Raw genomic sequence first — 11,010 nt, forward strand, 5'->3', positions numbered from 1 at the left:
AAAAAACAGTTTTATTGTACGTGATTTTTACTGCACTCGCAGGGGCAAGTCGGTTTCTACAGCTTAGCGAATATCGGGTGAAGATGAAATAAGCAGTACAAGCTGTTGTATGATGACATGGTTAAGGAACGAGAACGAGAAGAATGACGGCAGGGCAAAATGAATTGCGTATGATCTGGCTGATTAGTCTGGTAATTGTGGGAATAAGTGCATGGTATCTGGAATTGCAGATCGTGACTTATCTCACTGGTCTGGGTTTCCTGATCAGCGTGATGCAATATATCAGTGCCATTGAAGCACCCGTGCGGGATCTGGCAGCACCGACGCAGGTGATTGTGCCAGCCAATTCTAAAATACCGCTATATATTTCTTCTATTATCGCCATTGTCGGAGGCGTGACTGAACTCAACTGGCTGATGGGGATTGGCATTACCGCCTGGATTTTCTTTCTATTACGCTGGCTACAGCGTTTGGAACGGAACATTGTCCAGTTGCAATCTCGTTACCGGTCAACAGATCAGGCTCATCCAGAAATCACTCAACCAGATATTCCTTTACCTATTGCTACTCAAGCAAGTCCAGATCAACCACAATTGCTGGATCAGATCCAGCAGTGGATTTTTCGAGGAAATCCGGTTCTTAAAGCTGCGATCGCCATTTTGGTGATCGGAATCATTTTATTACTCCGTTTTGCAACAGAGCACTGGCAGTTGAGCTTGGCGGTGAAATTAGGATTGGTCGCTTTATCTGCTGTTGTTGTGACCGGATTGGGTTTTACTCTGATCACTAAAAATCGAAGTTTCGGTCTGGCACTGGAAGGCTTGGGATTAGGGGCACTATTTCTGACCTTGTTCTTTGCCTATTACAATCTGGTGATTGCCACGTTGTCACTCGCAGCTCTGGTGTTCTTGGTCATTTTGGCAATTACGCTGTACTTAAGCTTGAAACAGGAAAGTATTGAGCTGGCAGTCATGGCCTTATTCATTGCCTATCTGGCGCCGTTTACCTTGCCGACCCGGGATGCTTCTGCGGTTGAGTTCATCAGTTATTATCTGCTGATTAATATCGGCGTGCTGTTACTCAGCAGTTTGCGGCCCTGGAAAATTCTGAACCAGATTGCTTTTCTGGTCACAGTTATAGTAGGTGGGATGTATAGCCTGATTCATGGTCATACATACGAGCGTTATACCATGACCGTCCTGATTCTGGCACATAGTGCGGTATTCATCTGGCTAGGCTTTCGCTTTAGCCAGTTACTGGCCCGGCAGGATCTTTCCCGTTTTCGTTTAAAACCGGTTCTGGATCTTGCCCTGATTTTCGCTGCACCGATTACCGCCTATATTTTCCTGTATCTGATTCACTTTAATCAGCCTGATCAGAAGCTTTGGCAAGCCGGACTTAGTCTGTTATTTGCCGGGATATTTGCAATCTGTTGGACTTTAGTGCGTCGCAGAGAAAGTATTCAGGTCATTTCCCAAAGTTATCTGAGTCTGATGCTGATCTTTCTGGCTTTGGTTCCACCCATTTTATTGACAGAGCAGTGGAGTGTAGTCGGTTGGGCGGTAGAAGGCGTACTGATTTATCTCTGGGCATTGGAAAAGAATATTCGGGTTGCGCATTACCTGAGTATGGGACTGCTGATCATGGCAGGTTTCAGTAGTGTTTACTATCTGATTGAGCTTAATCCAACACCGCGGAAAATTTTCTGGATTCTCAGCTTCTGTTATGTCGCCGTCGTCTTCCTTAGTCAGCTTAAAACCAAATACCGCCAGCAGCTCAATAGCTTAAGTATCAGTTTTCTGAGCATTCTCAGTTTTGCTGCGACTTTGATGTTGTTTGCCTTGCTTGAAGATGAATTTGCTCATGAGCAGGCCTATATTTATAGCTTATTCAGTCTTGCACTGGGCTATACGGTTCTAAGTGAGATCATTCAGCGCAAGCATCAGGAATGGTGCTGGTTATTGCCAAAATGGAGCGGTCTTACGCCATTGGTGATCATAGCGATTTTGCTGGCTGTTGATCATAGCGAAAATGGGATTCTGGTCTGGCCAAGTGCTTTGGAGCGTGGAATCTTTGCACTTTCATCATTATTGCTGGCTGCTTTATGGCTAAGACCGGTGAAAGGGATTGATTTATCCAAAGAGTGGATGAGCTTTGGTGTTTTTGCCAGTCTGGCTTTGGCCAGTGTATGCCTAATACCGAGCATGCCTTATCTCAGTATGGTAATTCTGCCTTTGGTATTCTGGTTCTGGTGTTATCGACAAAAAGAAAATTCGGAGTGGCGCTTACTCTGGCAGAGTAAAAACTGCTTGGTATTAATGGGAGCTTGGTTAATATGCTCACAGCTGTTTAACCAGCAAGCTTTCCAGTATTACTGGTTACCTCTATTCAATCCATTTGATCTGATCAGTCTGGCCATGCTTTCCAGTTTCCTGTGGATGCTGTTGCAGCAGATTCGGGCAGGACACGATCGCGGGATGATGTCGGTACTGATGGTGCTGAGCCTGTTATGGCTGTCGAGCTATATTGTATTACGGGCCTTACATATCTATCTGCAAACACCATTCAATAGCCTGGAATTGTGGAGCAATGCCACAGTACAGTTAAGCCTGACGATTCTTTGGGTATTGCTGGCCTGGGCGACTATGTGGACGGCTACGCTAAAAAGGCTTAAACCGATGTGGATTTTAGGAGGCAGTATTCTGGTCATTGTCAGCTTGAAGCTGGTGTTATTCGACTTATCTCATACCGGTACACTGACACGTGTGATTTCATTCTTGCTGGCCGGTGGGGTCATGCTACTGATTGCGTATATAGCACCGATGCCGGATGGAGAGAAGAGGGTTTGAATCTAAATTACTCGATTTGAGCAATTAATTTAATCTTCCCAAACCCTGAACGAGCTTAAAGCACTGCTTTAAGCGATATGTAAAAGAAAGACAGGCTTTTTATGACAGTTCCTCCCTTAGTAAAGGGAGGTGAGGAGTGATTTAGAAAAAGTTATTTTAAATCCGGCTCTCTCTTCAGCTCCTTCTCATTGGCATATTGATCAACGTCTTCATTTTCCAGTGGGCGAGCCAGTGGATGATCAACAAAGCCCATTTTCGGTACCGGAATTTCAATCTGGTTATCGAGAAAGCCATTTCGAATCCGTTCCTGCATTTCATCACGGACTTTCAGATAATTTTCCTGCTGACACCAAATCGCAAACAAAAGTTCAATCGAAGATTCACGGAAGGCGGTGACTGTGACTGCAGGCTTTGGATCGGCCAGAACCAGCGGATATTTATTGGCAACATCAAGCAGTACTTCACGCACCTTGATGATGTCTTCATGGAAATTAATAGCCAAGGTAATCGGAATACGCCGGATTGGAAACTTGGACAAGTTGTGTACCGGAGCCCGAATCAGTTGTTCGTTCGGCAAGCGTACATAAATATTGTCTTGGGTAAGTAGTTTAACCGAGAGCAGATCAATCGAAATCACTTCACCTTCAACGGTATGTCCACGAATCAGTGTAATCTGAATGGTATCACCCACTTCAAAAGAGCCTTCACCAATCAGGAAGATACCGCTGATCAGGTTGGATGCAGAGGTTTGGGATGCGAAACCCAGTGCGACGGTTAAAATACCTGCTGCACCGAGAAAGACACTGAGTTTAAATCCGGCTTCCTTCAAACTCGCCATCACAAACAGCAGGAAAATAAAGTAGAAAATCCCGCGGCGCCAGACCATTTGCTGATGCGCATTAAAGCGTATACCAATAGTACGGATAAAAGCATTCGAAAAAAAACGTGCGATCAGGAAACCAATAAAACACAGCACAACCGCGACGACGATTTCAGTCAGGCGATCGGTATTAATATTGGTAAATACTCCCTTGAGACTGTTGGTGACTTCGGTTGGAATATTCGAATTTGGCATCACACGCTCTTAGAAAAATGAATCAAACATATTAAATAAATTTCCCGCCGGATCACGCGGTGGGTGTAAATAATCTACTTCACCCGCATTGGGCGGGGTACGGTTTTCCACCCGGATCCGGGGTGGGCGATCCAGGCCTTCATGCAAAACCTTAATCTGCGAGGTCCACAGACGTTCAGTGCTGGCACTATAAAAGAGAGGCAATGCAGGTACTGGAACATTCATACGATCGAAACGCAGTTGCTGCTGACTGGTATTATGAAATTCAATTGGAGTCACAGCCCGGAATGCACGAGGACGTAATTGTTGCAATTCAGTCCGGCCATCGACTGCGGTAGCATAGCAAATTTCACCGGAACGGTGATTTGGCCCAAACCAGGTGTCTTTCGGTAAAATCACTGGAAGATCAAAAATCGGTTCACGTTGACCTTCGACAAAACCGGCAATCCATAGCGGGGTACTGATATAGAGCGTTCCACGTTGACCGGCCGGAATATAAATCGGATCAACCGGTTTAATTACTACGGAGCGATTCGCCAGACGTGGCATAAGTTGTAATTTGCTTTGGGTGGATTTGAACATATAGCGTTCAATTTTCACCGGGGTCGGGAATGCAAACAGTGGGTCACTGATCTGATGCCATTGCTGTTCATAATCGTACTGAACCCTCGGACGGTAATATTCTAGTCGCCATTCCTGCAAGCCTCGGGTCAAACGAAACAGCAGAGAGCCAAATTGCCAGGCCTTGGACTCGTTAATTTCAAAACTTTGCTCTCCCCACCATTGGATTCGGGGAGACTGCAGGTTTAATTCCTCTTGATCTTGCGGCAATGTTGGCATCCTTTCTTGCTAAATCTTTGAAAACATACTTCACGCTGTCATATGCTTAGAGTACACTCAATTTAAATTTTTTCATCATTATTATAATCTGCGATGCAAGTACTGAAACAATTACAAATCCCGTATAGCTTTGCGAAACGTCATGGTGTGCTGTTGCGTTATGAGGGAGATCAGGCTTTTATTGTCCGTCGTGACAATACGTCTATGCTTGCATTACAGGAAGCACGCCGTTTGCTGGGTCATCCGGCTCAGTATCAACATTGTACAGAACAAGAATTCAATCAGTTACTCAGTTCCAGTTTTGCCGGCGATAGCGGTGAGTCACAGCAGGTGGCTGCCGGTCTGGAAGATCATCCTGATTTATTAAGCCTTGCCGATTCGGTTCCTGAAGCCGAAGACCTGATGGATCAGGAAGATGATGCGCCTATTGTCCGTCTGATCAATGCCTTGTTGTCGGAAGCGATCCGTGTTGGCGCCTCAGATATCCATGTGGAATCTTTCGAAAAACGACTTTCCGTACGCTTGCGTGTCGATGGGCAGTTGCGTGAAATTGTGCAGCCACGTCGTGAGCTGGCGCCATTACTGGTATCACGGATCAAGGTCATGGCCAAGCTGGACATTGCAGAAAAACGTATTCCTCAGGATGGACGTATTTCCTTGCGTCTGGCAGGTCGTGAAGTCGATGTCCGTGTTTCAACCTTGCCATCCTCTTATGGGGAGCGGGTGGTGATGCGTTTGCTGGACAAGCAGGCTGGTCGTCTGAATATGACTCATCTGGGCTTGATGAATAATGACTATGATCGACTCAAAACCTTGGTGCATCGTCCTCATGGCATTATTCTGGTGACTGGACCTACCGGTTCGGGTAAGACCACTACCTTATATGCAGCACTTTCTGATCTAAATGATGGTTCCAAAAATATCCTGACGGCTGAAGATCCGGTGGAATATCAGTTAGAAGGGATTGGTCAGACTCAGGTAAATACCAAAGTCGACATGACCTTTGCTCGTGCTTTAAAAGCCATGTTGCGTCAGGATCCGGATGTGGTGATGGTCGGTGAGATTCGTGATCTGGAAACCGCAGAAATTGCAGTTCAAGCCTCACTGACAGGTCACTTGGTATTGTCAACGCTGCATACCAATACTGCGATTGGTGCAGTGACCCGTTTAAAAGACATGGGAATTGAGCCATTCTTGCTATCCAGCTCCTTAATTGGGGTAGTTGCTCAGCGTCTGGTACGTACCTTATGTCCGCATTGTGCGACCTGGAAGGATGCGGATGCATTCGAAAAGAATCTGTTTGAACATATTGAGCATCCACAGGATTTAAGATTACCTCAACCGCACGGTTGTGAACGGTGTGGTAATACCGGCTTTAGTGGACGTACCGCCATTTATGAAATTGTACCGGTCGATGAACATATGCGCCGTCTGATTCATGGCAATGCAGCGGAATATGAATTGGAAACCTATGCACGTCAGCAGTCAGGTTCAATTCGTGATGATGGTTTACGCAAAGTACTGGCTGGAAAAACCACCATTGAAGAAGTTCTGCGCGTGACCAATGAAGCGGCAGAGTAAATTTTTATTCGTTGGAGTAGGAAGGCACAGTTTTCTTAAGTAAATATCTCAAGTGATCATTTTTCTATGAAATAGCACACAGTAATTTTGATCAAAATTTTATAAGAATGATCAGCTCTATCCTGAAATGACTTCTAATTTTTCAGGATAGAGAGTGAAATGTTTATTTAGACTTAGGTGATGACATTCAAAGTAACATCAATATTATTACGGGTTGCATTTGAGTAAGGACAAACGATGTGTGCGGCATCGACCAGTTTTTGTGCTTCTTCCTGTTCCATTCCTTCTAAATGAATATTTAAAGTCACTTCAATGCCAAAACCGGTAGGAATCGGACCAATGCCAACTTCACCTTCAATATAGGCATCTTTGCTAATATTGATTTTATCCCGGTTGGCAACAAACTTCATAGCACCTAAAAAACAGGCTGAATAACCTGCAGCGAACAATTGTTCAGGATTGGTCCCGCCACCTGGGCCACCCATTTCCTTGGGCACTGCCAGTTTCACATCCAGAATCTGATCGTCAGAGGTTGCACGGCCATCTCGACCGCCTGTAGCTTTGGCACGTGCGGTATATACTGCTTTTTCTAATGACATGAGAGTATTTCCTGCTTGTTCTTTTATGGAACTTCTATGCTCCATAATTTCTAGGGAAGAATAAGCAGGGATTTTGTTAATTTATGCAAGCGAATGAGAATGCGGTAAAAAGTCTGACTTAAGAGAACTTTAGTAGCTTGCGATGCTGCATGAGTGGCATAGACTCACGCACTTTGGCCTGCCCAGTCAAATCAAAATCAACCGTAATAATCTGTGCGCCTTCCGCATGCACCATATCGAGAAGTTGACCACGGCTGTTTGCTGCAGCAGCATGTCCCCAAGTTTGACGTTTTTCACCATGCCAGCCCTGTTGAGCAGCGCCAAGAACTGTGCATTGGGTATCCATAGCACGTGCTTGCAATAATAATTGCCAGTGCATTTGGCCAGTGGTGAAGGTAAAGGCAGATGGTGCAGTCAAAATATTTGCACCTTGTGTACGTAAATGAAGCGCAAGTTCAGGGAAGCGCAGGTCATAGCAGACCATCATGCCAATATTGCCAAAAGGCGTCTTCGCAACGACGACATCGGTACCTGGTTCAAAGAATTGGGATTCCTGATAGCCCCCAACAGCATCACCGACCTGCACGTCAAAGAGATGAATCTTGTCATAGCGAGCTTCAGTTTTTTCTGGACTAATACACAGACTTACGGTTCTAACCCGGCCATCTTCAATAATCGAACCATCAGGACGATAAGGACAGGGTAATGTCCCAGCCACAATCCAGGTTTCGTATTGATGGGCAAGCTGTTCAAGACGTTGTTGAATGCTCTCGAATTGAGCTGCAGTTTCGCGCTGCTTACCAGCAGCAAAACAGACGAAATTTTCAGGAAAGACAATAAGCTCAGCACCTTTTGCTTTACTTTGTTGAATTAATGATTCGATGGTCATGAAATTTTGCTCAATTTCATTTTGGGAATTCATCTGTGCAACAGAAAGTAAAGTCATAGGGATTCCTTATTGTGTGTTCATACCTTTTGTTCAGACACTTGATCTAGATTATCTTGTTCTTTTTGCAACTGTTTGACCAAGGGCTCAAACATATTCTGGTTGCTCTGATTTAACCGCATTAAAGTCTTGTGTGCATCTAGAACAGTTTTCAGCATTGCCTGATGCGTCACATGTTCTTCCATCAGTTTACGCGTACATACATTTGAATCACCGCAGTAATCCAAAATGACAAAGACCTGCCCCAAGCCCATACTGTTGGCCAGAGTCGTGATATCAGAGTTAGTCGACAACATCACCGCCTGGATCTTATGGAGCTGTTTAAGTTTAAGTCCTAATTTTGCCAGGACACCCAGTACAGTGCTGTCAATAAAGCTGGTTTCAGTCAGATCAACAATTGCGCCAACAACGTTGTCCTGCTGCTCAAGTTTGTTCAGTAATTTGTCTAGACTAATACAAGATTGGGCCCGCACTTCGCCGATAAGCTTAAAAATATGCGTTCCATTCAAGCTTGCATATTCAACATGACCTGTTGACATATAAATGCCATTTGCAGAGAAGGATATTAAATTATCCCATAGGGTCTACGGATACTCAAGTAGCTGAAAGTCGCAATCAAATTAAGTGCTTATAAAGCTTGTGATTATACTGCTATTTCACTCTTATAAAGCTGAGAATGGCAATATCGTCGGCAACATGTTCGGGTGCTTTGAAGGATTCGTTCTGTAAGTGATGCAATAATTGGGAAAATTGTTCATTCAGACCGCCGCTAAACGGCTCCAATGCTCCATCTGAACAGATAATAAATCGTGCATTGCGGCTGAGGATATATTCATTTTCTTCTACCTCAAGGTCTTCGGTCAGACCAAGAGGAAAGCTGCTGGATGACAGGATTTTTGGTTCCTGATTCGGTTCAAAGATAATCGGAGGAGGGTAGTGGCCAGCACTAGACCATTTCAAGACATGGGTTTCCAGATTCAGAATTCCGGCAATCATGGTAATATGTTTTTCAATATTTTCCTGAACCAGCATCCCGTTCAGCTTCTTGATTAGCTCACGAGGTGTTTTCGAACGTCCATGAAAAGCCGCCATCCAGGACGTTAATAAACTGCTGGTAACGCCATGACCAGAAACATCCGCAAGATAGAAAATGACTTCTTTATCGCTGATTTTCCAGTAATCGTACCAATCGCCAGATAGATAAGCAGAAGGTTGAAAATAGGTTTCAACCGCATAATTGGTTAATTCAATTTCATTCGGTAGCAAACGTTTTTGTAGCTCTGCCGCAGAAGGAAGGTCACGACTATCCTGATTACGCTTATATTGCGCATCAATTTTTTGTAATGCGATATCGGGTTGTTCAGGCAGTTTATTCCAGATCCAGCCTGCCAAAGCGCCTTGTTCCCAAGCTTGTGCCAAGGCTGTTCCTTCATTTTCCAGCGCTAATACTACAGTCGGAAGGTTCCACTTGTATTTCAGATAATCATGTACATCTGCAATGGCAATAATCGTTGCATCGTACAACTCGTGATCTTCCAGCTTGATTACTTGAACGTGCGGAAGCTTCTCAAGCACTTGATCTAAATAAGGAATATCGCGAGTAGGTTGAATGAAATACATAGACAGGTAGTTCGATCCTGGAATGAGTTATAAGATGTACTATAACAAGCAAATGATTGCTAGCGAACAGTTTTCGCTAGCAAATCATCATTGAACTTAGGTTTCAAAGGTCATCACTAGAAGATTCAGTTTCATTTTCATCGAAAGATTCATCTTCAAGATTTTCATCATCAAAGTCATCTTCAAGGAATAAAGATTCCTGTTCCAGACCTTTTTTCTGGGCGATCATATAATTGGTACGTTGCAAATAAATATCGCGAATTTGTGCATAACGATCACCTGTTAACACACCTTCAATATCAAGTAATTCTGCACGATTATCAATTGCACGCCAGAATTGATCACCCCAATACAAGCCTTCATCATCTTGAAGAATATATTTCTGTGGACGGGTCTGGCTATCGACTGCCATACCGAAAGTATCACGCACAGAACTTGGGCCTAGGAACGGTAACATCACATAAGGACCGGAAGGTACACCGTAATAACCTAGCGTAATCCCGAACTTTTCATCTTCATGATCCAGTCCCAGACGACGGGCTGGGTCTGCCAGACCTAAAGTAGTTAAGGTATTAATGGTAAAACGGCCCAAAGATTTTGCTGCACGAGCAGGACGGCCCTGAATCAACTGGTTTACCGCATTCCATGGTTCACCTAAATTGCTACGGAACTGGGTATAGCTGCCACGCACATCTTGAGGAACCTTTTCCTGATACTGAACCGCAATGGGGCGAACAACTGCCTGATCGATGGCATCATTAAATTGATACACCTTTCTATTCCAGCCCTGGAAAGGATCTTTAACTTCTTCAGCCTGTGCAGCGCTAGCATCGACTTTTAGCTGGGTTTGCAGGTGACTTACTTTAGAAGATATTTTTTCTCTGAGTGGAACCGTAGTGGTAGTAGCAGAAGATTCAGTTTCTATTTCAGTCTGTTCAGCCTGAGTAGTGTCTTCAGCAAAAATTAATGGGCTAGAGGCCAAAGAAAATAAGCATAAAGATAAATAAATAGAGCGATGCATAAGGAAACCCCAAAGCCTTGTTCTGAGTATAGTGGCGTTGTTTAACCCGGAATAATAAACTGTATTACTAGGAATAGGCGTAATTTAAGCAAAATTGTATAATAAATGAATAAAAACTTCATAAAAGGCTAAAAATTAGACATGCGGTAAGATTTATTTGAAAAAGGTATTGCAAGCCTCCTGAAATACTGTAGAATGCACATCCATCGGCGGTGATGAAGATTAAAACTTCTGATAAAACAGTAACTTAGCGTGAAATGGTTGAGTTAAGTTTTAGAAAGGAAGTTTAAAAATAATTTTCATTACTGGTTGACTTTCTAGAGATAGAGAGTAATATAGCCGACCTAGCTTGCTACTGACGAAGTAGTGAGAAGATCATTAAGAGATTATGAAGAACAACTTGTGTGGATTTTTACTGGTTGATTGATCGAAATTATTTTCATTGATTGATTGGTTTAAATTACTCGAAGTTTATTTGA

The 11,010-nt window shown here is 43.8% G+C and carries 9 protein-coding genes; 2 read left to right on the plus strand and 7 right to left on the minus strand.

What is annotated here, in order from left to right; all coding sequences use genetic code 11:
• Positions 1–143 precede the first annotated feature (143 nt).
• Complete coding sequence (locus G5T77_RS11755) at positions 144–2,849, plus strand: DUF2339 domain-containing protein (protein ID WP_166135719.1); 2,706 nt, start codon at positions 144–146, stop codon at positions 2,847–2,849.
• A gap of 151 nt (positions 2,850–3,000) precedes the next feature.
• Here G5T77_RS11755 and G5T77_RS11760 read toward each other — a convergent pair whose 3' ends face one another.
• Both G5T77_RS11760 and G5T77_RS11765 read right to left on the minus strand, forming a co-directional pair.
• Positions 3,001–3,924 (minus strand): mechanosensitive ion channel family protein, encoded by a 924-nt coding sequence (locus tag G5T77_RS11760; RefSeq protein ID WP_004783545.1) that lies wholly within the window; start codon positions 3,922–3,924, stop codon positions 3,001–3,003.
• Positions 3,925–3,933: 9 nt separating this feature from the next.
• The gene (locus tag G5T77_RS11765) at positions 3,934–4,764 is read right to left on the minus strand and encodes a hypothetical protein (RefSeq protein WP_166135723.1); all 831 of its coding nucleotides are present in this window, start codon (positions 4,762–4,764) and stop codon (positions 3,934–3,936) included.
• A 93-nt stretch (positions 4,765–4,857) separates the two neighbouring features.
• Between G5T77_RS11765 and gspE the strand changes: the two genes are divergently transcribed.
• Positions 4,858–6,345: a type II secretion system ATPase GspE gene (gene gspE / locus G5T77_RS11770; RefSeq protein ID WP_004783540.1), complete on the plus strand. Its 1,488-nt coding sequence runs from the start codon at positions 4,858–4,860 to the stop codon at positions 6,343–6,345.
• Positions 6,346–6,518: 173 nt separating this feature from the next.
• On the opposite strand, the gene G5T77_RS11775 is transcribed toward gspE, so the two are convergent.
• The 5 genes from G5T77_RS11775 to G5T77_RS11795 form a co-directional block, all read right to left on the minus strand.
• Complete coding sequence (locus G5T77_RS11775; protein WP_166135726.1) at positions 6,519–6,944, minus strand: organic hydroperoxide resistance protein; 426 nt, start codon at positions 6,942–6,944, stop codon at positions 6,519–6,521.
• 118 nt (positions 6,945–7,062) lie between these two features.
• A complete protein-coding gene (locus tag G5T77_RS11780) occupies positions 7,063–7,890 on the minus strand; it encodes a carbon-nitrogen hydrolase family protein (protein WP_166135730.1) in 828 nt (275 codons plus the stop codon).
• 20 nt (positions 7,891–7,910) lie between these two features.
• Entirely contained in the window at positions 7,911–8,429 is a 519-nt protein-coding gene (gene gigB / locus G5T77_RS11785) for an anti-anti-sigma factor GigB (RefSeq protein WP_004783532.1), read from the minus strand.
• A 112-nt stretch (positions 8,430–8,541) separates the two neighbouring features.
• Positions 8,542–9,510 (minus strand): RsbU family protein phosphatase GigA, encoded by a 969-nt coding sequence (gene gigA / locus G5T77_RS11790; protein WP_166135733.1) that lies wholly within the window; start codon positions 9,508–9,510, stop codon positions 8,542–8,544.
• A 103-nt stretch (positions 9,511–9,613) separates the two neighbouring features.
• On the minus strand, positions 9,614–10,531 hold the full coding sequence (locus tag G5T77_RS11795) for a VacJ family lipoprotein (RefSeq protein ID WP_166135736.1): 918 nt from the start codon (positions 10,529–10,531) through the stop codon (positions 9,614–9,616).
• Positions 10,532–11,010 lie beyond the last annotated feature (479 nt).

The sequence above is a fragment of the Acinetobacter sp. GFQ9D191M genome (assembly GCF_011174875.1).
Classification (GTDB): Bacteria; Pseudomonadota; Gammaproteobacteria; order Pseudomonadales; family Moraxellaceae; genus Acinetobacter.

Bases quoted from the DNA above. Each gene is read 5' to 3' on its own strand.
- gigB (WP_004783532.1), bottom strand. From the start codon at position 8,429: ATGTCAACAGGTCATGTTGAATATGCAAGCTTGAATGGAACGCATATT.
- G5T77_RS11795 (WP_166135736.1), bottom strand. From the start codon at position 10,531: ATGCATCGCTCTATTTATTTATCTTTATGCTTATTTTCTTTGGCCTCT.
- G5T77_RS11765 (WP_166135723.1), bottom strand. From the start codon at position 4,764: ATGCCAACATTGCCGCAAGATCAAGAGGAATTAAACCTGCAGTCTCCC.
- gigA (WP_166135733.1), bottom strand. From the start codon at position 9,510: ATGTATTTCATTCAACCTACTCGCGATATTCCTTATTTAGATCAAGTG.
- G5T77_RS11755 (WP_166135719.1), top strand. From the start codon at position 144: ATGACGGCAGGGCAAAATGAATTGCGTATGATCTGGCTGATTAGTCTG.
- gspE (WP_004783540.1), top strand. From the start codon at position 4,858: ATGCAAGTACTGAAACAATTACAAATCCCGTATAGCTTTGCGAAACGT.
- G5T77_RS11760 (WP_004783545.1), bottom strand. From the start codon at position 3,924: ATGCCAAATTCGAATATTCCAACCGAAGTCACCAACAGTCTCAAGGGA.
- G5T77_RS11775 (WP_166135726.1), bottom strand. From the start codon at position 6,944: ATGTCATTAGAAAAAGCAGTATATACCGCACGTGCCAAAGCTACAGGC.
- G5T77_RS11780 (WP_166135730.1), bottom strand. From the start codon at position 7,890: ATGACTTTACTTTCTGTTGCACAGATGAATTCCCAAAATGAAATTGAG.